This window comes from Cystobacter fuscus (assembly GCF_002305875.1).
GTDB lineage: Bacteria > Myxococcota > Myxococcia > Myxococcales > Myxococcaceae > Cystobacter > Cystobacter fuscus_A.
In genome coordinates, this window is record NZ_CP022098.1 from 275,762 (window position 1) to 301,477 (window position 25,716).

General features: G+C 70.0%; 27 protein-coding genes and 1 pseudogene. 13 read left to right on the forward strand and 15 right to left on the reverse strand.

From position 1 onward, the window contains the following. Nucleotides 1-118 precede the first annotated feature (118 nt). The 3 genes from CYFUS_RS01175 (at nucleotide 119) to CYFUS_RS01185 (ending at nucleotide 1,760) form a co-directional block, all read left to right on the forward strand. Complete coding sequence (locus CYFUS_RS01175; protein ID WP_232537290.1) at nucleotides 119-478, forward strand: DNA-binding response regulator; 360 nt, start codon at nucleotides 119-121, stop codon at nucleotides 476-478. Continuing rightward, nucleotides 475-999, forward strand: a complete 525-nt coding sequence (locus CYFUS_RS01180) for a DUF6232 family protein (RefSeq protein ID WP_157758161.1) — start codon at nucleotides 475-477, stop codon at nucleotides 997-999. The genes CYFUS_RS01175 and CYFUS_RS01180 overlap by 4 nt, the downstream gene beginning before the upstream one ends. A 254-nt stretch (nucleotides 1,000-1,253) precedes the next feature. Then, nucleotides 1,254-1,760 carry a PTS sugar transporter subunit IIA gene (locus CYFUS_RS01185; RefSeq protein WP_157758162.1) on the forward strand — a complete coding sequence of 169 codons (507 nt, stop codon included), beginning with the start codon at nucleotides 1,254-1,256 and terminating at the stop codon, nucleotides 1,758-1,760. Between the two features lie 13 nt (nucleotides 1,761-1,773). Here the strand turns inward: CYFUS_RS01185 and CYFUS_RS01190 are convergent, their stop codons facing one another. Beyond that, a complete protein-coding gene (locus tag CYFUS_RS01190; RefSeq protein WP_095983536.1) occupies nucleotides 1,774-2,187 on the reverse strand; it encodes an OsmC family protein in 414 nt (137 codons plus the stop codon). A 215-nt stretch (nucleotides 2,188-2,402) separates the two neighbouring features. Here CYFUS_RS01190 and CYFUS_RS01195 point away from each other — a divergent pair, with 215 nt between their 5' ends. Together CYFUS_RS01195 and CYFUS_RS01200 are read left to right on the forward strand one after the other, a co-directional pair. Beyond that, nucleotides 2,403-3,332 carry a pirin family protein gene (locus CYFUS_RS01195; RefSeq protein ID WP_095983537.1) on the forward strand — a complete coding sequence of 310 codons (930 nt, stop codon included), beginning with the start codon at nucleotides 2,403-2,405 and terminating at the stop codon, nucleotides 3,330-3,332. A 182-nt stretch (nucleotides 3,333-3,514) separates the two neighbouring features. After that, nucleotides 3,515-3,952, forward strand: coding sequence for a hypothetical protein (locus CYFUS_RS01200; RefSeq protein WP_095983538.1), 438 nt, complete (start codon nucleotides 3,515-3,517; stop codon nucleotides 3,950-3,952). A gap of 57 nt (nucleotides 3,953-4,009) precedes the next feature. Here CYFUS_RS01200 and CYFUS_RS01205 read toward each other — a convergent pair whose 3' ends face one another. Both CYFUS_RS01205 and CYFUS_RS53735 read right to left on the reverse strand, forming a co-directional pair. Next, nucleotides 4,010-5,071 carry an ADP-ribosylglycohydrolase family protein gene (locus tag CYFUS_RS01205; RefSeq protein WP_095983539.1) on the reverse strand — a complete coding sequence of 354 codons (1,062 nt, stop codon included), beginning with the start codon at nucleotides 5,069-5,071 and terminating at the stop codon, nucleotides 4,010-4,012. Nucleotides 5,072-5,285: 214 nt separating this feature from the next. After that, nucleotides 5,286-5,408 carry a hypothetical protein gene (locus CYFUS_RS53735; protein WP_269770196.1) on the reverse strand — a complete coding sequence of 41 codons (123 nt, stop codon included), beginning with the start codon at nucleotides 5,406-5,408 and terminating at the stop codon, nucleotides 5,286-5,288. A gap of 234 nt (nucleotides 5,409-5,642) precedes the next feature. On the opposite strand from CYFUS_RS53735, the gene CYFUS_RS01210 reads away from it, so the two are divergent. After that, the gene (locus CYFUS_RS01210; protein ID WP_095983540.1) at nucleotides 5,643-6,458 is read left to right on the forward strand and encodes a TIGR02452 family protein; all 816 of its coding nucleotides are present in this window, start codon (nucleotides 5,643-5,645) and stop codon (nucleotides 6,456-6,458) included. 23 nt (nucleotides 6,459-6,481) lie between these two features. Here CYFUS_RS01210 and CYFUS_RS01215 read toward each other — a convergent pair whose 3' ends face one another. Continuing rightward, nucleotides 6,482-6,904, reverse strand: coding sequence for a hypothetical protein (locus tag CYFUS_RS01215; protein WP_095983541.1), 423 nt, complete (start codon nucleotides 6,902-6,904; stop codon nucleotides 6,482-6,484). A gap of 201 nt (nucleotides 6,905-7,105) precedes the next feature. On the opposite strand from CYFUS_RS01215, the gene CYFUS_RS01220 reads away from it, so the two are divergent. Both CYFUS_RS01220 and CYFUS_RS01225 read left to right on the forward strand, forming a co-directional pair. After that, a complete protein-coding gene (locus tag CYFUS_RS01220; protein WP_095983542.1) occupies nucleotides 7,106-7,870 on the forward strand; it encodes an RNase H family protein in 765 nt (254 codons plus the stop codon). 125 nt (nucleotides 7,871-7,995) lie between these two features. After that, nucleotides 7,996-9,192 (forward strand): annotated as a pseudogene (locus tag CYFUS_RS01225) (serpin family protein); the annotation flags it as partial. Nucleotides 9,193-9,276: 84 nt separating this feature from the next. Here the strand turns inward: CYFUS_RS01225 and bglX are convergent. Then, a complete protein-coding gene (bglX, locus tag CYFUS_RS01230) occupies nucleotides 9,277-11,547 on the reverse strand; it encodes a beta-glucosidase BglX (protein WP_232537291.1) in 2,271 nt (756 codons plus the stop codon). Nucleotides 11,548-11,593: 46 nt separating this feature from the next. Continuing rightward, complete coding sequence (locus CYFUS_RS01235; protein WP_232537292.1) at nucleotides 11,594-12,625, reverse strand: hypothetical protein; 1,032 nt, start codon at nucleotides 12,623-12,625, stop codon at nucleotides 11,594-11,596. Between the two features lie 223 nt (nucleotides 12,626-12,848). Between CYFUS_RS01235 and CYFUS_RS01240 the strand changes: the two genes are divergently transcribed. Further along, complete coding sequence (locus CYFUS_RS01240) at nucleotides 12,849-14,105, forward strand: glycosyltransferase (protein ID WP_198316428.1); 1,257 nt, start codon at nucleotides 12,849-12,851, stop codon at nucleotides 14,103-14,105. Nucleotides 14,106-14,150: 45 nt separating this feature from the next. On the opposite strand, the gene CYFUS_RS01245 is transcribed toward CYFUS_RS01240, so the two are convergent. Both CYFUS_RS01245 and CYFUS_RS01250 read right to left on the reverse strand, forming a co-directional pair. Beyond that, nucleotides 14,151-15,899, reverse strand: coding sequence for a hypothetical protein (locus CYFUS_RS01245; RefSeq protein WP_157758163.1), 1,749 nt, complete (start codon nucleotides 15,897-15,899; stop codon nucleotides 14,151-14,153). 154 nt (nucleotides 15,900-16,053) lie between these two features. After that, nucleotides 16,054-16,971 (reverse strand): serine/threonine-protein kinase, encoded by a 918-nt coding sequence (locus CYFUS_RS01250; protein ID WP_095983545.1) that lies wholly within the window; start codon nucleotides 16,969-16,971, stop codon nucleotides 16,054-16,056. A gap of 44 nt (nucleotides 16,972-17,015) precedes the next feature. Between CYFUS_RS01250 and CYFUS_RS01255 the strand changes: the two genes are divergently transcribed. Both CYFUS_RS01255 and CYFUS_RS01260 read left to right on the forward strand, forming a co-directional pair. Continuing rightward, nucleotides 17,016-18,350, forward strand: coding sequence for a sigma 54-interacting transcriptional regulator (locus tag CYFUS_RS01255; protein WP_095983546.1), 1,335 nt, complete (start codon nucleotides 17,016-17,018; stop codon nucleotides 18,348-18,350). Nucleotides 18,351-18,498: 148 nt separating this feature from the next. Beyond that, nucleotides 18,499-19,542, forward strand: a complete 1,044-nt coding sequence (locus tag CYFUS_RS01260) for an Rpn family recombination-promoting nuclease/putative transposase (RefSeq protein WP_095991732.1) — start codon at nucleotides 18,499-18,501, stop codon at nucleotides 19,540-19,542. 16 nt (nucleotides 19,543-19,558) lie between these two features. Here the strand turns inward: CYFUS_RS01260 and CYFUS_RS50225 are convergent, their stop codons facing one another. Together CYFUS_RS50225 and CYFUS_RS01265 are read right to left on the reverse strand one after the other, a co-directional pair. Then, the gene (locus tag CYFUS_RS50225; protein WP_157758164.1) at nucleotides 19,559-19,717 is read right to left on the reverse strand and encodes a hypothetical protein; all 159 of its coding nucleotides are present in this window, start codon (nucleotides 19,715-19,717) and stop codon (nucleotides 19,559-19,561) included. Between the two features lie 39 nt (nucleotides 19,718-19,756). After that, complete coding sequence (locus tag CYFUS_RS01265) at nucleotides 19,757-20,500, reverse strand: PP2C family protein-serine/threonine phosphatase (RefSeq protein ID WP_095983547.1); 744 nt, start codon at nucleotides 20,498-20,500, stop codon at nucleotides 19,757-19,759. 504 nt (nucleotides 20,501-21,004) lie between these two features. On the opposite strand from CYFUS_RS01265, the gene CYFUS_RS52200 reads away from it, so the two are divergent. Further along, nucleotides 21,005-21,268, forward strand: coding sequence for a hypothetical protein (locus CYFUS_RS52200; RefSeq protein ID WP_232537293.1), 264 nt, complete (start codon nucleotides 21,005-21,007; stop codon nucleotides 21,266-21,268). Between the two features lie 14 nt (nucleotides 21,269-21,282). Here CYFUS_RS52200 and CYFUS_RS01275 read toward each other — a convergent pair whose 3' ends face one another. The 4 genes from CYFUS_RS01275 to CYFUS_RS01290 all read right to left on the reverse strand — a co-directional run bounded on the left by CYFUS_RS01275 (nucleotide 21,283) and on the right by CYFUS_RS01290 (nucleotide 23,489). Further along, nucleotides 21,283-21,753 carry an NUDIX hydrolase gene (locus tag CYFUS_RS01275; protein WP_095983548.1) on the reverse strand — a complete coding sequence of 157 codons (471 nt, stop codon included), beginning with the start codon at nucleotides 21,751-21,753 and terminating at the stop codon, nucleotides 21,283-21,285. Between the two features lie 72 nt (nucleotides 21,754-21,825). Then, on the reverse strand, nucleotides 21,826-22,506 hold the full coding sequence (locus tag CYFUS_RS50230; RefSeq protein WP_157758165.1) for a hypothetical protein: 681 nt from the start codon (nucleotides 22,504-22,506) through the stop codon (nucleotides 21,826-21,828). Nucleotides 22,507-22,606: 100 nt separating this feature from the next. Continuing rightward, nucleotides 22,607-22,867, reverse strand: coding sequence for an acyl-CoA-binding protein (locus CYFUS_RS01285; protein WP_095983550.1), 261 nt, complete (start codon nucleotides 22,865-22,867; stop codon nucleotides 22,607-22,609). Between the two features lie 40 nt (nucleotides 22,868-22,907). Further along, nucleotides 22,908-23,489, reverse strand: a complete 582-nt coding sequence (locus CYFUS_RS01290) for a GNAT family N-acetyltransferase (RefSeq protein ID WP_095983551.1) — start codon at nucleotides 23,487-23,489, stop codon at nucleotides 22,908-22,910. Nucleotides 23,490-23,591: 102 nt separating this feature from the next. Between CYFUS_RS01290 and CYFUS_RS01295 the strand changes: the two genes are divergently transcribed. After that, entirely contained in the window at nucleotides 23,592-24,245 is a 654-nt protein-coding gene (locus CYFUS_RS01295) for a hypothetical protein (RefSeq protein ID WP_157758166.1), read from the forward strand. Between the two features lie 12 nt (nucleotides 24,246-24,257). On the opposite strand, the gene CYFUS_RS01300 is transcribed toward CYFUS_RS01295, so the two are convergent. Then, nucleotides 24,258-25,709 (reverse strand): tetratricopeptide repeat protein, encoded by a 1,452-nt coding sequence (locus CYFUS_RS01300; protein WP_157758167.1) that lies wholly within the window; start codon nucleotides 25,707-25,709, stop codon nucleotides 24,258-24,260. Nucleotides 25,710-25,716: the final 7 nt, after the last annotated feature.

Consider the following 25,716-nt stretch of genomic DNA (forward strand, 5'->3'; position numbering starts at 1 on the left):
TGGCTTGCTGAAGCCAGGAGCCGAGGAGGCCGCGCGTCCATGCCTTGGGTCTTGCCTTGTCGCGTCATGCCGGTGGCCGTCCGCGTCATGACGGACGGGAGGTGAGCGGATGGAGGGCGTGCTGCCAAGGACGGTCCGGTTGCACGGCGCGGACGAGTCGCTGCGCTCGCTGCTGAGCGACGTGTTGGGGGACATGGGCATTCCGTTGGAGGAGGACGGCGGGGGGGCGCGTCCGGACGTGGTGCTCGCGCTGGTGGAGCGTGAGGACAGCGTGCGCGGGGTGCTGCGGGAGGTGTCGGGAGCGGCGCCCGTCATCGTGTTGTTGCCGTTCGAGGACGAGCGGTTGCGGTGCCTGGCGATGCGCCTGGGCGCCCGGAGTTGTTACGCGCTGGGCACGCCGCTGGAGGCGCTCAAGCGGCTGCTGCGCGAGGTGGGCCTGTCAAATGCTCCGGGCGGCTGGGGCGGGGAGGCACGATGAGGCAGCATGAATCCGGGCAGGGAGCGCGGGCACGGCCCGTGTTGTGGTTGGTCTCCTCCTCGCCCGCCCCTGTCCAGACGCCCTCGGGCGAGCGGGTGCTGGTGGAGGGCGAGGGCTTGCGGCTCACCAGCGAGCGGCTGGAAGCGGAGGGCCACTCGTGGCGGCTGGAGGAGCTGCGCGGCTTCGGCACGCGGCGCGAGTCCCCGGGGCTGTGGCTGCCACTCGGAGTGGGGGGAAGCGCGGCGCTGCTGGTGCCGGGACTGCTGTTGCAGCCGGGCTCGTTCCGGGTGACGGCCGCGCTGGTGGTGGCCACGCTGCTCGTCTTCGCCGCCATCGCCCGGGTGGTGGCCGCCGCGGACACCTACCGGCTGCTGGTGCGCACCGCCGAGGGGGAGCGTCAGGTGTGGTGCGGACAGGATCACCAGCTGCTCGCGCGGGTGGTGCGCGAGCTGGGGGAGAAGCTCGAGCATTCCGAGCCCCCGCGCCCGGCCCCGGTGCGCCGGCTCGTCCTCGTGCGCTGACGCGGGTACTCCGAAGGGATGTCGGGTGGGCGGCGCGCGGAGTGTCCCCCGGGGAGGGGTCTCGTCGAGGCGCTCCGGTGCGCCACCCGACACCGTCGCCGGGGCAGGCGTGCTTCTTGGCGGTGGGGGGCTTGCCGATGCGCGACTCCGTTTCGAGCATGTGCGCAGAGAGGGCGACGGTCGCCGCGGCCCGCGGTGCGAGGCGCGCTTTCCTGGCGCGAGCGATTCGCCGCCGCGCCGTGAGGGGGGGGGCGATGCGATTCACGGATCACCTGCCAGAAGGCGGCATCATTCCCGCGTTGGGGGCGAGGGATTGGCACGGCGTGTTGCATGAGCTCGCCCGGACGCTCTCGGCGCATGCCCACGCGCCGGTGCGGCACATCGAGGAGCGGCTCGCGGTGCGCGAGCGCATCTGCAGCACGGCGATTGGCGAGGGGGTGGCCATTCCCCACTGCCGGGTGGAGCGGCTGAAGCACACCACGGTGTGTGTCGCCGTGCACCCGGCGGGCGTGGACTTCGGCGCCCGGGATGGGCGGCCCGTGCGGCTGCTGGTGACGCTCGTGTCACCGGAGAAGGCCGCGAGCCTGCACCTGGGCCTGCTCACCCGCATCGCGGCGCTGCTAAGGGATACCCACCTGCGGCAGGCGGTGCTGGAGACGCCCTCGGCCGGGGCCATCCGCTCGCTGTTCGTCCGGGCCGAGGACGCCTACCTGTCCGCCCAGCATGCCCGGCAGGGCGTCCACCTGTCGACGAGCCTCTAGCCCCTCGGTCCGCTCAGGTACCGGCCGGGTCGAGCGGCGCCGTGACGACCTCGATGGTGGTCGAGGTCATGAGCTTGTGGATGGGGCAGCGCGCGACGGCGTCGTGGAGCTTCTGCTTCTGCTCCGGGGTGAGGTCGCCGTGGAAGGCGAGCTTCACGTTGAGCACATAGGTGCCCTGGCGCTCGCGTGAGTCGTCGCGCTCGACGATGGTCTCCACGCGCTCCAGGGCCATGCCGTACTTCTTCGCGTACCACATGGCCGTCAGGGCCTTGCACGACGCGAGCGCGGCATCGAAGTAGTCATGGGGCCCCGGGGCGGAGGCCTCGCCGCCCGGAGTGGTCGGGGTGTCGGCGTGGAGGGTGTGGGCGCCGACATGGAGGACCTGACGGAACGCGCCGCTCTGCTCGGTTTGACTCTGGATGGCCATGGGATGTCGTCCTGGGGTGAGGGGTTGACCCGGAACAAACTAGCGGGAGACGGCGCCGGGAATTAGCGGGAACGGTCTGGAAGAACTGTTCCATGGGTGGGACGACGCTTCCCGCCAGTGTCGGCTAGTGCGGACGGGCGCCAGGCCCCAGGATGTGTCCATCGAACAGCGGGGAGCACGCCGCTCGCGAGTCCGAGGACTCCAGGGAGCCGATCATGAACAGCCAGGACACGATGGACCTCAAGTCGCACCCCGCGCTGGAGACGCTGATCGTCGCCCCGACGAAGGACCTGGGGGATGGCTTCGAGGTGCGGCGGGCGCTGCCCTCGGCGAGGCGCCGGATGGTGGGCCCCTTCATCTTCCTGGACCAGATGGGGCCGGCGCTGTTCGAGGCGGGCAAGGGGCTGGACGTGCGGCCGCATCCGCACATCGGCCTGGCCACGGTCACCTATCTCTTCGAGGGCTCCATCCTGCACCGGGACAGCCTGGGCACGGTGCAGCCCATCCACGCGGGGGCGGTGAACTGGATGACGGCGGGCCGGGGCATCGTGCACTCCGAGCGCACGGCGCCGCAGACGCGCGCCGCGGGCGGGAAGCTCTTCGGGCTCCAGGCGTGGGTGGCGCTGCCCAAGGCGCACGAGGAGACGGCGCCCTCCTTCGTGCACCACCCCGCCGAGACGATGCCCTTCCTCGAGGGCGAGGGCGTGCGCATGCACGTGCTCGCCGGAGCGCTGCATGGCAAGCGCTCGTCGGTGAAGACCTTCTCGGACATGTTCTACGCGGACGTGGCGCTGGAGAAGGGGGCGCGCTTCGTCATCCCGGCCGAGCACGAGGAGCGGGGGCTCTACCTCGCCGAGGGCTCGGTGGAGGTGGATGGCACCGAGTTCGGCGTGGGCGAGCTGCTCGTGCTGCGTCCGGGCAGTGAGCTCGTCGTGCGAGCCACCCGCGCGACGCGCATGGCGGTGCTGGGGGGCGAGCCGATGGACGGTCCGCGCTACATCTTCTGGAACTTCGTCTCCAGCTCGAAGGAGCGGCTGGAGCAGGCGAAGGCGGACTGGCGCGAGCGCCGCTTCGCCGCGGTCCCCGAGGAGACGGAGTTCATTCCGCTGCCCGCGGATCCGCCCGCGCCCGTGCGCTATCCGTGAGTGTTCCATCGGGTGCCTTTTCGATTTCTCGAAAAGAGAGAGGGGCACGCTTGTTGTCCGGCTGTTCACGGACAGAAAAGACATTCATCGCGCAGCCGTTGGAATAAAACCAACATCCAGGAATTTCTGGTAATAGTGGATAGGCTTGGATTCCCGAGCCCACAACGAGAGGATTGCAACGAATGCGACTGAATGGACTGCTCATCGGCCTGTTGTCGGGACTCGCGCTCACCGCCTGTGGGATGTCGGCGGAAGAGGTAGCCGGGACGGAGGAGACCTCCGAGTCCCAGCGTGAGCTCGCCAGTTACCCGACGAAGTGGACGCTCACGAACAGCACGACGCAGGCGCTCACGTTCAGCTGTACCTGCCCCAAGCCCTATGGGCTCTCCTTCGCCGTCAACATGACCACGACGACGGTCGGCGCGGGGCAGTCCACGGTCCTTTCGTGGTCGAGCTTCTTCAATGACGGTCTGGGATTGAACGCCTGTACGGGGAGTGGCTGGAGTTGCCGCACGACCACCGCGGGGGGCTCCGTCTACGCCACCGCGACCTTCCCCACCTCCTGGGGCCAGAACATCACGCTGACGGCCCAGCCGGGTGGTCAGCTCGTCAAGCAATAACAACCTCGGCCGCCTCGGGCTCGTGCGCGCCCGGGGCGGCCGAGTTCGGGCTCGGGCTCAGTAGGGCGGCAGCAGCCGCCGCAACCCATGCCCCAGCACGAGGCCGAGCACGAGCAGGTTGCGCGGCAGGAGCGCCGGCCAGAAGAGCGGCAGGGCACCGGGGGTCGCGAGTGCTCCCGGCTCCGGGAACCGGGTCGCGAGCCGCTCCCCGAGCCGCCGCAGCCACCCCACCGAGCGGGGCCACTCGGCGAGGCCCTCGAGCCACCGGGGAGGAATGGCCCCCGCTCCCGTGGTCGCGCCCGCCAACGCTCCGACGATGGCGCCCGTGGTGTCGCTGTCGCCGCCGAGCAGGATGACCTCCTCCACCGCCCGCTGGAAGTCCGTGCCGTGCCGCAGCCAGGCGTAGAGCACCACCGGCACGGTGTGCATCACGTAGCCGCTCACCCCTTGCTCGAGCCCCAGCTCCGCGGCGAACTCCGGCACGCTCGCGCCCCGTTCCCAGGCCGCGCGCAGCCGGACGAGGGCCTCGCGCAACGAGGGCTCGTCGATGCGGGCCGCCCACTCGCGCATCATCTCCTCCGCGTCCACGCCGCCCCGCCGGGCACCATGGGCCGCCGCCAGCGCCACGGCCAGCGCGCCCTGCTCGGCACGGGCATCCCGATGGGTCATCCGGCTCGAGGCCCGGACGAAGGCCTCCAGCCGCTCGGGGTGCTCCGCGAGACACACGCCCAGCAGCGGCGCGCGCATGGCCGGGCCGTTGCCCGCGGACACCACCCCGCTGCGGCCGGGCGGAAAGCCGAGCCACAGCTTCACCGTGGCGCGCAGCGTGGCCCAGCCAATCCCGGCGGGCAGGCCGATCAGCCAGCCCCGCAGCCGCCAGGCGAGGTTGCGCGCGAAGTGCTCGGGGGAATCCGGTGCGGCGAGCAGCGCCTGGGCCACCATGCAGGCGTGTTCCGTGTCATCACTGCCCACGCCCCGGCCGAGGAAGAAGCGGTGGCGCAGCGGCGCTCCGCCGAACATGCGCAACGCACGTCGCCGGGACAGGCCCTCGCGCGGCAGCCCGAGCGCGTCTCCCACCACCGTCCCCAGCAGTGCTCCCAGGATGGCGTCCTGTTTCATGTGTCATGCCTCCGCACGGTTTCCATCCCTCACCGTGTGCAAGGCCTGTGCTCGGGGCCCACCGACGTCCCGCCGCTCGACGAGGCGCCGCGTGGCGCCGCCAGGGGACAGGATGTCCGAGCCGCTCGGTTTCTCCTCGGACACCCTGTCGTCCGGGGCCCGGGGGACCTGCTTCACCGCGAGCGCCGGGAGTTCGTTCCGGTGCTCGGCGTGCCTACTTCCACCGAGGCCGCCTCCAGGGCGCCACGGCCGGCGGCGCACAGCCGGAGGCGCACAGCAGCACGGCACACAGCGGCAGTCCCACCGTCTTCAGCATCAGGTCTTTCAGTCGTTGCATTCGGTTCACCAGAAAAGAAAGGAATACCTGATTATCGCACGGGAGGTACTCGAGTTTCCATGAATTAATATTTTTCTTTTCTTGCTGTTCTAACGCGATGCAGAAGATGAACACACGTCGGAGGGGCCGCCCGGTCCGGTGCGCTGGTCAGGTTCCAGGCCCCCTTCGTGTATATGGGACACAATGATTTCGCGTGTCCCGAGTGGATCGCGGAGGGGAACAGGAGGACGGGTCATGTCTTTGGTGGGCGTCGCGAGCGAGACGGTGCGGATCGTGGAGCAGGGGGAGTACGAGGCGCCGTCGGGCCGGAAGGTGTCGTTGAGGGACGAGGTGGAGCGGGCCACGCGGGGCACGCGGCTCTACCGTCCCTCGGACTTCGGAGCGCTGACGCGGCCCGAGCCGGTGGGGGGCGCTCCCCGGCTGGAGGTGACCGCCGAGAAGACGGGGGAGGCGGCGCGCCGGCTCGTCGAGGCGGAGGACGTGACACGCGTGCTCGCGCTCAACTTCGCCTCCGCGAAGAATCCCGGCGGGGGCTTTCTCGGCGGGGCCAAGGCCCAGGAAGAGGATTTGTCCCGGTGCTCGGCGCTCTACGCCTGTCTGCTGCGTCAGCCCGACTACTACACCGAGAACCGGCGGCAGCCGTCGATGCTCTACACCGAGCACCTCATCTACTCGCCCGAGGTGCCCTTCTTCCGGGATGAGCAGGGCACGTTGCTGGAGCGGCCCTTCCTGGCCTCGCTCCTCACCTCTCCCGCGCCCAACGCGGGCGAGGCCCTGCGGCGCGACCCCTCCCTGCGCCCCCGCATCCGCGAGGTGCTCGAGGCCCGGGCCCTGAATGTCCTGCGGGTGGCGGCCCACCAGGGCCACCGGGTGTTGGTGCTCGGGGCCTGGGGGTGCGGTGTCTTCCGCAATGACCCCCGGGAGGTGGCCGAGGCCTTCGCCCGGGCCCTGGCGGCGCTCCCGGGCGCCTTCGAGCGGGTGGTGTTCGCGGTGTACGAGCGGGGTGGGGACGGTCCCAACCTGCGCGCGTTCCGCGAGCGCTTCGGCTGACGTGCCGCGGCTACACCCGCGGGCTAGATGCAGCCGGTGCTGGTGTAGCTCTTGCCGTACGGGCAGCAGTAGATGGCGGTCGTGTTGCTCGGGTTCTGGACGCAGACGTTGGAGCCCGAGACGTAGTTCCAGCCGCAGAACAGGCCCGTCCCGCAGGGCGGCACGCACGAGCCGTTGATGAGCCCATAGCCGCTCGGGCAGCAGTAGATGGTGGGCCCACCCGTGTACTGCTGACACCCCGTGGCGCCATTGGCGGCGCTCGCGGAACAGTAGAGGCCGGTACCACACAGCGCCATCGCCGACACGCGGCCCTCCTCCTGGCCCCCCTCGACCGCCACCTCGTTGTTCTTCGACTGAGTGCCCGTCGTGAGGATCTCCTCGGACGGCTGCCCACAACCCATTGCCAGCAACGCGATCGCAAAAGCAGACAAGATCGACTTGGTCATCTCATTACCTTTCGTCATGGCCGGAATCCGGCCTTGGTGAGTTTAAGACAACCGGGCCTCCTTGTGAATGGCTTTTCACTGATGTGATGTATGTATTCAAAATGGTGGATGACGGGAGGTAGTGTCTCGCTTCACCACGCCTCACGAGGGCCGGTGTTCGTCGTCCTGGCGGTGGGAGGCCAGGGCGCATAGGGTGCCGGTATGGAGAGCCGTCCCACCCTGGTGTTCGCTGATGGTGCATGTTCCGGCAATCCCGGCCCGGGCGGCTGGGGAGCCATCATCGTCACGCCCGCGGGCGAGGTGACGGAGCTGGGGGGCCACGAGCCGGAGACGACCAACAACCGCATGGAGCTCACGGCGGTGGGCAAGGCGCTGCGCCACCTGGAGCGCACGCCGGGGCCGCTGTTCATCCACACGGACTCCACCTACGTGATCCAGGGCATCACCCGCTGGGCGTTCGGGTGGAGCCGGCGCGGGTGGAAGACGGCCGAGGGCGGCGACGTGGCCAACGCCGTCTACTGGAAGCGATTGATGGCATTGCTGGCCGAGCGCAAGCAGTCCTTCCCCTCCGAGGCCGCCGCCGTGGAGTGGCGCTACGTGCGGGGGCACGCGGGCGTGCCGGGCAACGAGCGGGTGGATGAGATCGCCGTCGCCTACTCCAAGGGCCGGAGCGTGCGGCTCTACGTGGGCCCCTTGTCGGGCTACGGCGTGGACGTGCTCCAGGTGCCCGAGGACACCTCCCTGCCCGAGGAGAAACCCCGGCAGCGCGAGGGCTCGGCCAAGGCGTACTCCTACCTGAGCGAGGTGGGGCGCAGCGTGAAGCGGCATGCGACCTGGGCCGCGTGTGAGCGCCGGGTGAAGGGCGTGCCGGGGGCGCGCTTCAAGAAGACGCGCAGCGCGCAGGACGAGGTGAAGGTGCTCGAGGAGTGGGGCTTCTCGCTCCAGGACGTCCAGTCGGAGGACTGAGCACGCCTCGAAAATCCGAGGCTCCCTCCGCCAGCGGACATGCCAAGTCCTTGAAGTCTCTCACTCCCGCCGCGCGCACGCTCCTTGCTCTACCGGCGCGCGAACACGCCTTGGAGGAGCAAGACATGCCTTCACTTCGCCGTTGGTTGATTTCCTCACTCATCGCCACGCTGGGGCTCGCGGGTTGCTCCTCGGACGAGCCACCTGGAGAACGCATCGCCTCGGACAAGGCGCGGGTGACGAAGCCCAACGTCCCGGCCGAGGACTTCGCGGCACTCGTCTCCGGCAACACCGACTTCGCCGCCTCCCTGTACCGGCGGATCGCCAGACCGGGAGAAAATGTCCTCTTCTCGCCCCACAGCATCAGCCAGGCCTTCGCGATGGTGTACGCGGGCGCGCGCGGCGACACCGGGTCGCAGATGGCCCAGGCGCTCCACTTCACCCTGCCGCAGGAGCGGCTCCACCCCGCCGTGAACGCGCTGAGCCTGGCGCTCAAGGCCCATACCGAGGCCAGGGTGGAGGGCGGAGTTCCGCCCTCGTTTCGCGTGGTGAATGCCGCCTGGGGTCAGAAGGGGCTCGCGTTCGAGTCGCCCTTCCTCGACGTGCTCGCCCAGCACTACGGCACGGGGATGTACGCGGTCGACTTCGTCACGAAGTCCGAGTCCATCCGCGAAGACATCAACACCTGGGTCGAGAAGCAGACGATGGGGCGCATCCAGGATCTGCTCCAGCAAGGCACGCTCACGTCCGACACCCGCCTGGTGCTCGCCAACGCGCTCTATTTCAAGGGGGCGTGGCAGGAGCCCTTCGAGGGGGGGACTCGCGAGGCCCCGTTCCACACGCTGGAGGGTGGCACGCGGCAGGTCGAGATGATGAGCGCCACGATCTCGGTTCCGCTCCACGAGGACGCGGATTTCGATGCCGTGGCGCTCCCGTACAAGGGAGCGGCCTTCCGCATGCTCGTCCTCGTTCCCCACGAAGGCCGGTTCGCGGAGGTCGAGTCGCGGTTGTCGGCGGACTTCCTGGACGGAGTCCGGGCGGGACTGCGCAACAGTCGCGTCGCCCTCGGGTTCCCCAAGTTCCAGGTGAAGCAGGCGTTCGCCCTCGACGAGTCGCTGAAGGCGCTCGGCATGGTGGACGCCTTCTCGGAGCGCGCTGACCTGTCGGGGATGAGCCGGCAGGCGGCGCTGTTCATCTCGGCCTCGCGACATCAGGCCTTCATCGCCGTGGACGAGCAGGGAACCGAGGCGGCCGCCGCCACCGCGGTCGTCGGCTCGGTGACATCCATGCCCGAGCCGTATGTCGTGGACCGTCCCTTCCTCTTCCTCATCGAGGACGTGGAGACGAAGAGCGTGCTCTTCCTCGGACGCATCGTGAATCCCTGTGCCGGACCCGCACGCGTGCCCTCATTCCAGGGTGAAGGCCGCGTGTTGGGTGGCTTCCGAGCTGTCACCCACCCAGAGGTCGTAGCGGGTGCCGGGCTCCACCGTACGGGTCGCGCGAGCATCGAAGAAGGACAGCTCCTGGAAGCCCAGGGGGAACTCCAGCTCGCGCGACTCGGCGGGCGCGAGCGTGACGCGCTGGAAGCCCACGAGCTGGCGCACGGGCTGCGCGGTGCTCGCGCCCAGGACGCGCAGATAGAGCTGCGCCACCACCGTGCCCTGGCGCGCGCCCGCGTTGCGTACCCGGGTCTTCACGCGCAGCACCTCTCCCCGCTGCTCGCGCACGGCGCGGGCCTGGAGCGATGGGGCGCTCGGCTGGGGCGGGGTGAAGTCGAACGTGGTGTAGGAGAGTCCGTGGCCGAAGGGGTAGAGCGGCGTGTTGCGCTCGTCCAGGTAGCGCGAGACGTACTTCTCCACCCCGTTGGCGGCGGGGCGCGTCAGGTCCGTCTGTCCCGCCGGGCGGCCGGTGTTGAGATGGTTGTAGTAGAGGGGCACCTGTCCCAGGCTCCGGGGGAAGGAGATGGGCAGCCGGGCGCTGAAGTCCACGTCGCCCCACAGCAGGTTCACCAGCGCGGGACCGGCCTCGATGCCGGGCTGCCACGCCTGCACGAGCGCCGCCACCTGTCGCTGGGCCTCCGTGAGGGCCAGCGGGCGGCCACTGAAGACAACCAGCACGATGGGCTTGCCGGTGGCGGCCAGTGCCTCGAGCAGTTGCAATTGATTGCCGGGCAGATCGATGCGCGTGCGGGAGGCGGCCTCGCCGCTCATGTTCGTGTCCTCGCCCAGGGCGGCGATCACCACGTCCGAGGCCTTGGCCGCCGCCACCGCTTCCGCGAAGCCCGAGCTGTCCGCCGAGAGCACGTCGGTGCCCCTCGCGTGGCGCAGGGACCCCGGGGTGTCGCGCAGCCGGTGCTCCAGGGCGGCTCGCAGCGTCACCACGTCCCTGGGGTCGCCCTTGCCATTCCACGTCCCCAGCATGTCGACGGGCGCGTCCGCGAGCGGGCCGACGAGGGCCACCTTCCGGCCCGGGGCGAGGGGCAGCACGCCTCCCTTGTTCTCGAGCAGGACGATGGACTCCTCCGCCATGCGCCGGGCCAGCTCGCGCTTCTCCGGGGTGGCGACGTAGGCCGCCGCCTTCTCGTCCACGTAGGGGTTCTCGAACAGGCCGAGCGCGAACTTCACCCGCAACACGCGGCGCACGGCCTCGTCCACCACCGCCACGGGCAGCTTCCCCTCGCGCACCAGCCGGGGCAGCTCCGGCGCGTAGAGATGGGATTCCATGTCCATGTCGACGCCCGCGCTCAGCGCCTTGATCGCGGCGGATGGGCCATCCAGGGCGATGCCGTGGTTCTTCAGCTCCGCCACCGCCGTCCAATCACTGACCACGAAGCCGTTGAAGCCCCACTCCCCGCGCAGGATGTCCGTCAGGAGGTGGGTGTTGGCCGAGGCGGGCACCCCGTTGAGCGTGTTGAAGGCGCTCATCAGGGTCGCGCTGCCCGCCTCGATGGCGGCCTGGAAGGGTGGCAGATACACCTGCCTCAGGCTCAGCTCGGACATGTCGACGGTGTTGTAGTCCCGGCCCGCCTCGGCCGCCCCATAGGCGGCGAAGTGCTTCACGCTCGCCGCCACCGACGTGGACTCCGACAGCGAGGAGCCCTGGTAGCCCCGGACGTACGCGCGCGCCATGGCCGCGCCCAGGAAGGGATCCTCTCCCGAGCCCTCGGCGACGCGGCCCCACCGCGGGTCGCGCGCGATGTCGACCATGGGCGAGAAGGCCCAGCGGATGCCCTCGGCGGCGGCCTCGGTGCCGGCCAGGTGCATGGCCTGCTCCACCAGGGCCGGATCGAAGCTCGCCGCCATGCCCAGGGGGATGGGCATCGTGGTGCGGTAGCCGTGGATGACGTCGAAGCCGAACAGCAGCGGAATCTCGAGGCGGCTCTGCTCGACCGCGATGCGCTGGTAGCGATTGGTCTCCTGGGCCCCCACCACGTTGAGCATCGAGCCGACGGCGCCGGCGCGCACCAGCGTCTCGTAGTCGCTGCGGCCGGTGCCCGGTCCCGTGGGCGTTCCCACCGAGTATTGCGCGAGCTGTCCCACCTTCTCCTCGAGCGTCATCCGCGCGAGCAGGGCCTCCACCCGGCGCTGGAGCCCGCTGCCCGCCAACTGCTCGTTCGAGGGCGCCGGGTTCCGCACGCCGCGCTTCACCTGACTCCATTTCCGCAAACCCTTGGCCATTCGCCCCTCGCGCCGTCGTTGTGGCGCGGCAGCGTAGCCAAGAGGTTCAGAAGGTGCCCATGCCAATCAGCCCGAAGGTGTGCTTCACGCGATCCTGGCTGCCGACGAAGACGCCGGACATCACCTGGCCGGTGCGCAGCGTGGCCGTGGCCATGAAGCGCAAGCGCGCCGTCTCCCACTGGTGGCTGATCAGGGTGTGGACGCTGAAGCTCTCGCGCTTCACTCCCGTCTCGAGCACCGTCCACAGGGCCGGCTCGGCCTGACTGGAGTGGACGCCCAGGCAGAACTCGAGCCACGACAGCCGGCCCCTCAGGTTCGCCCACCGCGTGTCGAGCAGGAGCCCCTCGGGGGTACGCGCCGCCGCGCCTCCCACCTCGAGCTGCTCGAGGCGCAAGGTGTGCAGGGAGATCTCCGGCAGGCTCCATCGCAACGAGATGTCCGCGCGGGCGTTCTGGAAATGGCGCTCGGAACTCAGACGGACGGAGGTGTGCAGGCGCCTGTTGAGCAGGGTGCCGCTGAGCGAGATGGGCACGCCCAGGTTGTCGGCGGGCCGGGTGCCGAACTGGTGGAGGAGCCCGAGCGCCGCCGCGCTCGCGGCGACGATGGCCACCGGCTTGGGCACGCGCAGATAGCCGAGCGTCGAGTTGAGTCCTCGCTGCAGCAAGCTGTCGGGTCCACTGAGCCTCGGGCCCAGGTCGCGCAGGCGCACCTGCTCTCCATCGGGGCCCAGGGCGAGCAGGGAGACGAGCTGCCGTCCCGCCGGGAGCTCGGACATCGTCAGGTTCTTCATGGGCTCGGAGAGCGAGTCCAGGGCGGCGCGCTGCTCGTACTGCGTCGCCGGGATGAAGCCCCAGGCCCGGGCGCGCACGGCGAGGTCGAGCGAGGGCGCGGTCAACCCTCCGGCCAGGGCGCGCTCGGGGTCGGCGAACGCGAAGAGCAGCTCCTCGAAGGCGGGATGATCCGGCAAGGTTGGAGGGGGAGCGAGCGGTCGATGAAGCTCGAGGACTGTCGCCCCGGCGGGGAGCGCCCAGAACGCCACGGTGAGGATCACCGCCCATGCTGAGGCGAATCGGCCCATTCCTCTTACAAGGTGTTCAGACCTCCGCTCGCCAGCAAGCAAGGTACTGGGGACAGCTGCCTACCTGCCGACATCTCGGGCATCACCGCCCGGCCCCTCGGGTACTTGCCGCGACCTGCCTGTCTGGTGGTGTGTCCGTCCAGCCCATGTGTGTCCGCGGGCCCATGGACGCCTGATGGAACGAGTCACCCGGGCAAGGGGCCGGGTGCCGTATCCTGCGCCCATGCACGCTCTGTTGATTGCCTCCGGCTCGCGCGGTGACTTCCAACCCATGCTCGCGCTCGCGGTGGCGCTGCGCCGGGCCGGTCATACGGTGACGCTGCTCGCTTCTCCCGGGTTCCAGGGGGAGGCCGAGGCGTTCGGCATCCCCTTCCATCCGTGCGGCCACGACTCGCGGGAGGTGCTCGCCAAGACCCGTGAGCACACGCGCTCCCCGCTCGGCTTCGTCCGGACGCTCCATTCGATCATCGCCAGCGAGTTCGAGCTGCAGGTGGCGCACATCGAGCCGTGGCTCCGGGGTGTGGAGCTGGTGGTGGGTGGAGGCTCGGTGATGGCGGGGCACCTGCTCGCGGGGGCGGCGGGGGTGCCCTACCGCTACATCGGCTACACGCCGCAGATCCTCCCCTCCGCGTTCCATCCGATGCTGATGGTGCCACTCACCCGGGCGCCGCACTGGCTGAACCGGCTGATCTGGCGGGCCGCGAGGGGCTTCTACAACCGGATGATGGACGAGTCCTACAACGCGCAGCGCGCACGGCGGGGGCTGCCGCGTGACGAGGATCTCTTCGGCTCCATCTTTTCCCCCGAGAAGACGCTGCTCGCGTGCGATCCGGAGCTCATGCCGGCGCCGCCCGACCTCGCCCAGGTCCCCCAGGTGGGCTCCTTCGCGCTGCCGGACGACCGGCCGTTGCCGCCCGAGACGGAGGCGTTCCTGAGCGCGGGGCCTCCACCCCTCTACGTGGGCTTCGGGAGCATGCCGGACAACGATCCCGCGAGGACCACGCGGTGGGTGCTCGAGGCCGCGCGGAAGGCCGGGGTCCGGCTGCTCTTGTCCGCGGGGTGGGCGGGGCTCGGGGAGGGCGAGGCGCTCGGTCCCACCGTGCAGGTGCTGGGCCCCGTGTCGCATGGGCTGCTCTTCCCGCGGCTGGCGGGCGTGGTGCACCATGGTGGGGCGGGGACCACCGCGGCGTCGGCGCGCGCGGGCATTCCCCAGCTCGTGGTGCCCCACGCGTTCGACCAGTTCATGTTCGCCCGCCACGTCCACGAGCGCGGTCTGGGCCCGAAGCCCCTTCCCAAGCGGGCGCTGACGGTGGAGCGGCTCGCCGAGGGACTCCGCGCGCTCGCCAGCGATGGGGCGGTGCGGGAGCAGGCCCGCGTCACGGGGGAGCGCATCCGGGGCCGGGATCCCTTGCGCGCCGCCGTCACCTGGCTCGAGAGCGCCCTGCCTGGACGCGAGGAGCAGGTGGCCCGAGCGGGCTGACGGCAGCAGCGCGTTGTTCAGCTCGAAGGGGGCCTTGGTGGCGAGTCAGCGCCGCCCCAGCCCGGTGCGGCTCGGCTCCACGTGCCCGGGCGAGAGCAGGGCCAGGGCCTCGCCTCGCGCGCCCAGGGGCAGGAGGGTGAAGCCGAAGTCCTCGGGGTTCGCCATGAACGACTGGAAGAGCGGGTCGTCGCGGAAGCGGGGATACCGGCGCAGCTCATCGGTCAGGAGGATCGCCGCCACCTTGTGCTCGCGCAGCAACTCGTCGAAGGACACCCCCGGGGTGTGGTGCAGCACCGCGTAGTAGGAGCGGGGCCCGAGGTAGGCATCGTAGCCGCCCTCGGCTTCCAGCAGCGGCAGTTGCTCGCCCGGAGGCAACTGCTCCACCAGCCCGAGTGCCTCGATGGCGCGCACCCGCTGCAGGTGCACCTGCCGCGCTGGGGCGCCGCCCGTTTCCGTGGAGAGGCGCTCGGCGAGGTTGGGGGTGAGGAGCGCGAGGCCGAGCGCCAGCAGCCCGCCCACGGCCCTCCGCACGTGGCGCGGTGCCGCCGCGTCCACCTGGGAGCCGAGCAGCATGAACAGGGCGAGGACGAACACCCCCTGGATGATGAGGTAGTGCTTGCGCGGCATGAGCAGCAGCGCGGACAGCAGGGTGGGCACTTCCACGAGGGCCAGCACCCAGAGCATCCGCTGGACTCGCGGTTCGGCCAGCGCGCTCCGCCACCGACGCCACCGCCAGAGCAGGCCCGCCCCCAGCACTCCGAGGGCCGCGAGCAGCAGCACCCGTTCCACCCGCGCCAGGTCCCACGGCCCTCGTGTGGCGGAGAGGTCACCCGGGCCCTGGGCGAAGAGCTCGAGGGAGGCGTCGGCGAAGGACTTCACGTTGGTGCCCACGTGCCAGAGGAAGGCCTCGGGGTTGGCGCGCAGGGCGGCCCCCACGCTGTCCACCTCGCCGAAGACGGAGCGGATCACCCGTGGGCACTGGTTCCAGGGGTCCTCCGGGCCGTGCGTGTGCTGAACGTACTGGTAGGCGAAGTGCTGGCAGAAGGCATAGAAGCGGCGATTCTTCGTGTCGCCGAAGGGGTTGCCGAGCCCCTGGAGCAACAGCACCACTCCGAGGGCGAACCCGGTGGCCACGGTCCACCGCCGACCGCGCCAGGTGTGGTGCTCGCGCACGGCTCCGCGCACGAGCCACCCGAGGAAGAGGGCCGAGGCGAGCAGGAAGGCCAGGAAGAACTCCGGGCGCGCGAACGAGGCCACGAGCAGCCCCGTCGCGATGACGGCCCAGAACTCCTCCCTGGACTCGAGGAAGGAGGCCACCACGAGCGCGAGCTCCAGCACGAGCAGGGCGAGCAGCGTCGGCCGGGGCGTGACGTGCGGAGCCGCGGACAGCAGGTAGACGGCGGCGCCCAGCAGCGCGAGAAGTGGCCGCGCGCCCATCCTCCGCATGAAGACGTAGGCGCCCACGGAGGTGAGGACGCAGAGCACCTGGAGGTTGGCGGAGTGGAGCGCGATCGGCTCCGGCCAGAGGCGCGACAGGGCGGTGTACCAGAGGGAGTACAGCGGCCCCCATTCCGCGGCCGGCAGGTGGGACCAGGACAGCGTCAGCCCCCGGCGCAGGTAGTCCGCCTCGTCCCACATGGTGAGATCCACGCCGCGCTCCAGCCCATGGAGCAGCTTCCAGCTCGTCACGATCAGGAGCGCCAGACAGCCCGCGTCCACGAGCCACGAGAGCCGGGCGCGTGCCGGGGGCTTCGGGGCTTCCAGCGAGGTTCCAGGAGGCGGGGGCTGACGCATGGCGCGGCGCGTTATAGTGCCCGCCGGACGAAGTCACCTTCTTCTTCACCGTGAGCGTTCGCCAGTGCACCCACCCGGGCCGTCATGGACGGTGTCCTTGGAAGGCTGAATCCGACTGCGCCACGCTCACCCATCCGCTGGAGGCCGGACGCGTCTACTCCTCCAGGACCGTCTCGCCGGGAGCGCCGCCCGTGGGCCCCTGCCCCAGGCCCTCGCGCACCCAGTGGGCCAGCTCGGAAGGCCCGCCCTCGGGTCGTGCGCGCCGCGGCGGGGAGAGCATCCGCCGCAACGCCTCGGCCGAGGCCACCCGCTCCTCGGGCGCACGTGCCAGACATGCCCGGAGCACCGGCCGCACGTCCTCGGCCACGTCCGACAGCGGTCCCACCCGGGCCTCGCGGATGCGCTCCATCGTCTCCAGCGGCGTGTCCCCATCGAAGGGCCGACGCCCGGTGAGCAGCTCGTGCAGGGTGATGCCCAGCGAGAAGAGATCGCTCGCGGGTCCCAGCGCGCGGCCCCGCACCTGCTCCGGGGACATATAGGCGTAGGTGCCCTTGCGCACCCCGGCGCGCGTCTGGTCGCGCAGCAGCGTGGCCTTGGCGATGCCGAAGTCCGCCAGCTTCACCTCGCCCAGTCGGGACACCAGCACGTTGGAGGGCGTCACGTCCCGGTGCACCAGCCCGAGCGGCCGGCCCGCCTCGTCCTCCAGCCCGTGCACCGCGGCGAGCCCCAGGGCGAGCTCGTCCGCCACGAAGAGCGCCAGCGCCTCCCCGGGGAGCGAGCGCGTCAGGAGGCTCGCCAGGTCCGCGCCCTCCACGTAGTCCAGCCGCACGTAGTAGACGCCCTCGGCGAAGCCCAGGTCGTGCACGCCCACGAGGTTGCGGTGGCCGAGCCGCGCGCCCAGCCGGCCCTCCTCGAGGAACATCCGCTCGTAGGTGGGATTGCCCACGTGCTCGGGGCGGAGCACCTTGAGCACCACGCGCTTCTCGAAGCCGCTGGCGCCGAAGGCCAGGGCGAGGAACACCTCGGCCATGCCCCCCGCGCCCAGCCGGCGCACGAGGCGGTAGGGCCCCAACTGTCGCGGCAGCTCCCTCACCCGGCCTAGACTAGCGCGGCCCCGTGTCCGAGACCGCCCTCTCCACCCAGCAGGACAGCCCCGGCGGCCCCACCCCGCGGCGCTGCCAGCTCGTCGTCATCGACGGGCCGGATGCCGGACGCGCGGTGGCGCTCGGGAGCGAGCCGGTGCGGGTGGGCACGCGCGAGGGGTGCGCGCTGCGGCTGAGCGATCCACGCGTGTCGGGCGAGCACCTGGAGGTGTGGGCCGAGGAGGCGGGCTTCGGGGTGAGGGATCTGGGCAGCCGCAACGGCACGCTCTACGAGGGCTCGCGGCTGGGCGAGGCGCGGGTGCGCGTGGGGGCCACCTTCAAGCTGGGGCGCAGCTTCGTGCGCATCCAGGCGCAGGGACAGCCGTGGGAGGTGGCGCCCAGCCAGGCGCGGCGCTTCGGGGAGCTGGTGGGCGAGAGCCTGGCGATGCGCGAGCTGTTCGCGGTGCTCGAGCACGTGGCGCCCACGGACACGACGGTGCTGGTGCAGGGCGAGACGGGGACGGGCAAGGAGGGGGTGGCGCGGGCGCTCCACGAGGCGAGCGCGCGGCGCAAGGGGCCCTTCGTGGCGGTGGACTGTGGCGCGCTGCCGGAGGGGCTGGTGGAGAGCGAGCTGTTCGGCCACGTGAAGGGCGCCTTCACGGGAGCGCTGGCGGCGCGGGCGGGAGCCTTCGCGCGGGCGCGTGGGGGCACGCTCTTCCTGGACGAGCTGGCGGGCATCTCCCCGGCGGTGCAGGCGCGGCTGTTGCGCGTGCTGGAGGAGCGCCGGGTACGCCCGGTGGGAGGCGACGCCGAGCAGGCCGTGGACGTGCGCGTGGTGGCGGCCTCGCGGGTGGACCTGTCGCTGGCGGTGGCCGAGGGAATGTTCCGCTCGGACCTCTACTACCGGCTGGCGGTGGTGACGCTGACGCTGCCCGCGCTGCGCCAGCGCCGCGAGGACCTGGCCCTGCTGGTGGCGGAGCTGCTGCGCCGCCGGGGCTTCGCGCCGGGCGCGGTGCGAGGCCCGGGCCTGGAGCTGCTGTCCGGGCACGACTGGCCGGGCAACGTGCGCGAGCTGCGCAACGTGTTGGAGCGCTCGCTGGTGCTCTCGCCCGGGGCGGGGAGCTTCGAGCAGTTGCGGCTGTCGCTCCAGCCCCAGGGGACGGGGGCGGAGCTGACGTTGCGCACGGACCTGCCCTTCGCCGAGGCGAAGCAGGCGGTGGTGGAGTCCTTCGAGCGGCACTACCTGCGGGACGTGCTGGCGCGCGCGAAGGGCAACCTCTCGGAGGCGGCGCGGCAGGCGGGAGTGGATCGCAAACACCTGCGTGCCCTGGCCCGCCGCCACGGCCTCCTGCCCGAGGAGCCCGAGTAGTCCGGAGGGGACTCACTCCCTCACGGAGACGAGCACCGCGGTGATGTTGTCCCGGCCGCCCAGCTCGTAGGCGAAGAAGGCCGAAGAAGGTGTCACAGAACTCGTTTCGGAGACATTGGCCCGCCGCATGCTTGGAGCGCGGCTCGCCATGTCTGGACCGCATGACCTCTTCGCCCGCTACACCTTCGGCCACCCCGAGCGGGCGGCGGCCGAACTGCGCGCCGTCCTGCCCCCGCATGTCGTCTCCGAGGTGGATTGGGCATCCTTGCGGCGAGAGCCCGGCAGCGTGGTGGACCCGGAGTTACGGGAGACCGAGAGTGACCTGCTCTTCACGGCTCGATTGAACACGGGTCGCCCGCTGCTGCTGTATGTGCTGCTGGAGCATCAGTCCACGGTGAACAGGTGGATGGCGCTGCGCATGCTGCGCTACGTGGTGCGCCAGGTGGAGCGCTGGCGCCAAGAGCATCCGGAAAGTGCACTGCTCCCCCTCGTCATCCCACTCGTCATGTACCACGGGCCAGACGGAGCCTGGACGGCGCCGCGCCGGGTGGAGGACCTCTTCGACCTTCCGGGTGAAGAGGAGGAACAGCGAGCGCGGTGGCGAGCGCTGGTGCCGCGCTTCGAGTACCTCTTGGACGACCTGACCGCCGAGCGGGAGGAGGCGCTGAGGGCGCGCCCAGGCCCACCGCTGGCCCAGTTGGCCTGGCTGGTGCTGCGCTATGGGCGTACCGAGGAGCTGGCCCAGAAGTTGCCTGATTGGGTGGCGCTCTTCACGCGGGTGCAGACAGCCCACGAGGGGGCCGAACACCTGGTGGTGCTCATCCGCTACCTGCTGTGGATCGGGGACACGGCCGTCCATGAAGCCACCGGGAGGGTGTTACATTCGGTGATGGATGAGCAACGAGCGGAGGAGCTGATGCGGAGCTATAGCGAGGAACTCATCGAGCGTGGTCGCCAACAAGGTCTGGCGAAGGGCCGGGAAGAGGGCCGACAAGAAGGCCGGGAGGAGGGTCTGATCCGAGGGCGTGCCGAGTACGTCCTGCGGGTTCTCGCCACGCGGGGTCTGGACGTCGACGAAGCGGCCCGGCAGCGCATCCTCACCTGCACGGATCTGGCGACCCTCGACCGCTGGTTCGATCGGGCCCAGAACGCCACGACCCTCTCCGACGTGCTGGACGACCTGACGCAGTAGCGTCAGAGCGTCCCCACTACAGGTCCAGTGTCTTGAGGCTCTTCATCTGGAAGAGGCAAGCCGGAAGGGATTTGAGTTCCGTCGCTTGCAGGTCGAGGAACGTCAGCCGCTCGGGCCGGCCCAGTTCCCCGGGCAGTTGCCTGAGCCCCGTCGAGCCCAGCCACAACCGCTCCAACTCCGAGAACTCCCCGATCGACGCCGGCAGCGTCCGGGCTCACTCCCTCACGGAGACGAGCACCGCGGTGATGTTGTCCCGGCCGCCCAGCTCGTAGGCCTCCTCCACCAGCCGCTCGGCGAGTCCCTCCGTGTCGCCCTGGCCGAGGCGGGCCGCCAGCCGCTCGGGCCCGAGTGGCTCATAGAGCCCATCCGAGCACAGCAGGTACACGTCCCCGGCTTGGATGTCGAGCCGGCGCACGGTGGGCTCCGCGCTGTCGGTGCCCAGGGCACGGGTGATGAGATGGCCATACATGCTGTCGGCGCGGGAGGCCATCTTGACGCCCGCTTGTCGCAGCTCCTCGAGGATGGAGTGGTCGCGCGTGAGGGCCTCCAGACAACCTGCGCGCAGCCGGTAGAGGCGGCTGTCGCCCACGTGCGCCACGGCGGCGCCCTCGGTCCCCAGGGCGAGCGCCACCACGGTCGAGCCCATCTGGTGCAGGGGCCCCTGGCGGCGGGCGCGCACGGCGCGCTGGGCGAGCCGCGTGCAGTTGAGGAGCAGATCCTCCTCGTGGCTGAGCTGGGAGTGGCGGCAGTGAGGCCAGGTGGCCTCGGGGTCCCGGGCGAGGCGCTCACAGAGGCCGGAGAAGGTATCCACCACGCAGCGGCTGGCCACCTCGCCGCCCTCGTAACCGCCCATTCCATCGGCCACGACGAACAGGCCCAGGTCGGCCCGGCTCGTCCAGGCATCCTCGTTGTGGGCGCGGCGGCCCACGTGCGTCCATCCCGCGCTGTCGATTCGCATCGGTCATTCCTCCTGGGCGGGCACAGAGCAACGGGGAGGCCGTCCCCAACCGCGCGAAACCACACGAGCGCCTGGGGTCTCGAGTCCCCAGGAGCACCAAGGCCTGACCGAGCGCGCCGGGGACTCCACACCCCACCCCGGCGCCGCTGCTTCCGTACACCCCAACTGCAATTTGACGCCTTTATAAGATTTTTCGTACAACATGGGTAGTCCAGATTTCCTGGAAAGCGATGTGGGTCATGGATTCCCACATGCCGCTTTGAATGCCGCCCTTCCTGCATGGCAGCTACCCCGCGGTGCGTCAGGGGGTGCGCGAGGAGGGGACGCGGTGTGGCGAGCAGTACCGGCGGGGGGGGGGCTTTCCGGCCCCAGGGCAGATGCAGGACGTGCCTCCCGGGGAGGAGGAGGTGGTGGCGCACGAAGGAGGTGCTCACCTTGGAGGAGGTGATGAGGGCCTCCTGTGATTGGGTCATGGGTGCGTGGTGTCCGGAGGAGGAGGGCTCGGTGTTCACGCGTCTGGAATTGGCCGCGAAGCGCATGGCCCGGGCGACCCGGGAAGACAGCCTCGAGGCCATCCTCCGACAACTGCCCCGTGCCGTTTCCCTGGCGGGTGAGCTGAAACACCGGGACGTGGTGGCGGATCCGGCATTCCAGCGCGAGCGTCTCCTGGCGCTGGAGCCGGTGTCCTTCGAGCACGTGTCCGGTGCCTGCACGGCGGTGCTGCTCGAGAATGTGTATGACTGGGACAGGCAGCTCGGGAGTCTATAGAAAGAAGCTGGCTCTTAGACTGTCTCATCGGGCAGGAGCGTGCGCAGCAGTTCATCGTCGGGACCAAGAGGGCGCCATTTGGGGGGAGGCGGCGTGGCGAGGAGCGCTGTCCTGACTTGCCTGGCACGCTCCTTATGGGGTTCTGGGGTGAAGGCAATCCACAAGCCGATCGCCTTGGCGACCTTGAAACGGCTGGCGTCGTCCAGTACGGCCGGCCAGCCGTCAGGAAGACACTCGCACAGTTCGCGCACGAGTTGTGCGCGCACCAGACGGGTGAGCTGATGAGTCCGCTCTGCTTCAGCCACCAATCCGGTGAACACCTGCACGGCGTTGAGGTCGTCTTCGCCAAGCTCCTTGGCGAGCGCCACCAGTGAGGCGGTGGGGCGTGCCTCGGCGAAGGCGGTGAGCGATTCATAACCGCGCTCGCGGATCCGCTCATACAAGCGGACCCTCCAGTTGCCCTCCCAGGGACGTCCCTCGCTCATCGTCCTCTCCAGGGGGTGAAGTTCATCGGGATGCTGTAGCGCTCCATGACCGCCGCGGTGGTGTCCAAGATCTCATTCCGCGTCAGCATCCGGCCAGCCGTTATCTAAGTCGAGCCATACGTCGAGCAGGAGGACGCCCAGTAGAGCGGACTGGAGCCTTGGTCCATTGAGTCTCAGGATGGCGAGCTGCATGTCCGGGTCATTGACCTCCGAGGCGACATTGGACAGCCTGGCGGCAGCAGCGAGTTCAGCGTCAATCCGTTGCAGTTGCTGAACACCATAATCGAGGGGAGGCATGAACAGAGCGGCGTGCCGGCCGGCGATGCCAGCCCTGCTGGCCTTGAGCCTGGAGAGTTCGCCGGAGATGCGGCGGGTGGAGCCGGACACGTCGCCAACGGCTCCGAGAAACGCGAGATGGGCCGCGATGGCGCTCTGCCGCACGGGCTTCGCAGCATCAAGGGGTACTACATCCATGACGCTGTCGGCCTTTGGTCTGGTTTGACGGGGGACCCGGCGACGGAGCAGCCGTTCCGGCACTTCGGATTCGGGCGGAGTGGGTGATGCGGAAGGGATGGTGTACGAATGCTTCTCGCTTGACCCCTTGGCCAACGCAGGACCCAAAGCGTCGCGCAGCGTGTAGCGCGGATTCATCTCCTGGCCATGCGATGGTGTCAGCGTCGCGCAGCCAGTGGATAGTAGGGCGATGGCGAGCAGCAGCTCCGCCCTCCGGACCCACGACGATTCAGTGTGCATTGCCCACCCCCAGGTGCACGAAAGCGAAGGCCCCGGGTGCAGGTGTGCCCTCGCCTCAAGGAAACAGCCGCGTGCCGCCAAACCACGGCGTGGGGCGGACTCACTTCCCCAGCAGGCGATTCACCAGCTCGACATAGCGCTGCTTCGCCGTGTCGGGCGGGGTGCCCTTGAGCTTGGCCCAGGCGTCGTACTTGGCGCGGCCGGTGAAATCCATCATGCCCGGACGCGACCCCTTCACCTCGCCCTCCGTCGCCTGCTTGAAGAGGGAGTAGAGCTGGAGCAGGGTGTCGTTGTCGGGACGCTTCGACAGCGTCTTCACCTGGACTTGCGCTTCCTGGAACCGGGCATTCAGGTCGGACATGGGGACTCTCCCGAGAGGGGGGACGGCAGCTCCCGCGACCCTACCAGGAAGCTGCTTCCAGGATGCCGGTGACCTGGAACCAGGGCGGCTCGGGGAACGGATTCTCCTCGATGCGCATCCCCAACTGGCGCATCACCGCCATCGAGGCGGTGTTGGCTCGCTGGGTCCCCGCCAGGATCCGGCCCAGCTTCAAGCTGCTGAAGGCATGCTCCACCAGTGCGCGAGCGGCCTCCGTGGCGTATCCCCGTCGCTGCCAGGCCGGTGCCGTTGCCCAGAAGAGCCCGACCTCCGCGGAGAAGCGCGAGCCTTCCACTCCACCAAAAGAGGGCAACTGGCCGAAGGGCTCCAGCAACGGCACGAGGCCCACCAGTCCCACGAACTGGCCGCTCTCCTTGAGTTCAACTGCCCGTTCCCCATAGGGGGGGTGGTACAGCCGCGCGAGCTGCTCGTAGTTGCGGACCGTCCACTCCAGCCACTCGCGGCGCCGCTTCAGGTTCTCGTCCGCGCTCACCGCCTTGTCCGTCCAGTCGATGTCGACGTAGAGCTGGTGGCAGTCGTCCAGATCCTCCATCCGCAGCGGCCGGATCCGCAGCCTCTTCGTTTCCAACGTGGGCAGATGCATGGCGTTTCGGACCCCCGGGGCAGCATGTGTGAAATCAAGCGGCGAACATCATGAACGGCTCCCGACTTGTCCAGCCCCGTGTTCACGGGCGAGGACCCGGTCATGACCTTCTCCCTTCCCCTCGTGCGCGGCCTGCTGCTGGGCTGTCTGGCGGTGGCTCCCACGAGTGTCCTGGCCCAGGAGCCCTCCCGGTTGATGCGTCCGGGGCAGCTCGATGTGCACGCCGAAGGGGGACTCTCGTTCATCCCTCCCTCCTTCGAGGCCGGTGCCAGTACGGACGTCGGCGTGGTCGGGCTCGGCCCCGGAACGCTCTCCGTGGGCGCGCAGCTCGGCCTCCGGCAATGCCTGCTCGCGTGCGCTCTCTCCGGGGTCCTGGCCCAGGAGCGGATTTCGACCCGCGATGTCCACGTCCTCGGTCGCCTGGGCTTCCACTTCACCTGGCCGGGCAAGAGCCAGGGCACGGTGGACCTCCAGGTCGTCCTGCTCGGGGGCGTGATGGAGGCGCGCATCCTCCGCGACGCTCCGGAGTTCCGGTACGAGGGGCGGGGCCGCGGTCTGGCCTTCGGCCTCGGCGTGGGCGGCAACTACTTCCTCTCGCCGAGGTTCTTCGTGGGCTGCGAGGCCCGGCTCCGCTTCGCCTCTGGCCTCTACGACCTCTCCCTCGCGCGAGGCTCGTACGTGTTCACCCCGGAGGATCGCCAGTGGGTCCGCCTGGGTCTCGGCACCGTGCTCTTCGCGGGAGTCCGGTTGTTCTGACGGGTGCTGGTGTCACTGCTGGGAGGACGGGGTGCCCTCCGGCAGCGCGAGCTGCTCCAGCCGTGCGTCCGCCAGGTTGTAGGTGGGCTGGTGGAACGCGCTCGTGGCGATCGAGGCCTCGAAGTGCCGCCGCGCCACGCCGCGGTCGGGGGCTCCCAGGTGGCCAGGGAGTACGCCCGAGAGGGCCGCCTCGCCCAGGAAGTAGTGGGCCTGGCCGTTCTGGATGCGCTCCAGATGATCATCGGCGTTCTTCGCCGCCGCCCACAGGGCCTGTTCATCCAACTCGCCCAGCAGGTAGCGCATCACGGGCAGCGGCCACGAGGCCGCGGGGTGCGAAGCCGTGAAGGCCTTCAGGTCCGTGGTGGCCTCGGGGCTGGGGGCAATCACGTAGCGCAGCAGCCGGACCGAGGTGTCCTCGGGTTGTTTCTCCTGGAGCCAGGCCAGGGCCGCATTCACTTGCTCGGGCTGGTCCGCGACGGCCACCGTGTAGAGTCGGGTGGACTCCAGGTTCGCATGCTGTCGCGACAGGGGCTCGAGCACCTTCGTGGCCTCCGCCCGATTGCCCAGGGCCAGCCACGCGCGGCCCAGGAGGAGCCGCGAGTCCGCCTCATCGGGAACGCGGCGGACGACGTCCGAGAGCAGCTCCACCGCGGCTTGGGGCTTGCCCTGGAGCAGGAAGCCACGCGCCAGTCCCGCGCTGAAGAAGGCCTCCCTGGCGAGGGTAGCACTCGAAGGCGGGGAGGAGGCCTGCTCGGCCACCTCGGCCAGCGCGGCCCGGTAGCGCTGCTCGGTGAGCACTCCATCGCGCGTCAGCCGGCCCAGCATGCCCCAGCGCCGGTGGATGATGTCGCTGTTCCAGTCCACCCAGTCCTTGGGTTTCCGGACGACGAGCACCTCGAGCGTCTGGCGCACCTCGGTGGGCCGGTTCCTCATCATCTGGGGCAGGAGGGACTCTTCCAGGAGGTACTGCGCGACGCGCAGCGCGTCCAACTCGCGTGCCTCGCGCTGCGCCGGATCCGCCAGCGTGTACTCCATGGGCCAGGTGCCATGCGGCGCGTTCACGGTCCGCTCGAAGCCTCGCAGGCTCACCGAGAGCTTGCCGTTCTCCAGCGAGACCTCGCCCCAGAACAGCTCATCCACCTTCGTGCTCTGGACGAGCGCGGAAGCCTGCTCGGGACTGGTGGGCGGCTGGATGTCGGGGTGCACCACCACGATGGGGGTACCCGGTGTCAGGGTGGCGAGTGCTTGTTCGATGAGGGATTGCTGCGCTTTCGCCTCGGCCGCGGCCTCGGGGGACGTGGGGTGCAAGGGGAGCAGGCCCACCACGTAGGCGGTGTTACCCTTCGAGGCGGAGGAGGAGGCGATGGGAGCCGCCGGACCGCGATGCGCGGCGCAGGCGGTGGCGAGGCTCACCAGCAAGAGGAGCCGGAGTGGGAGGAGGCTCGGGACGGAACTCGGGGTCATGTCCTGC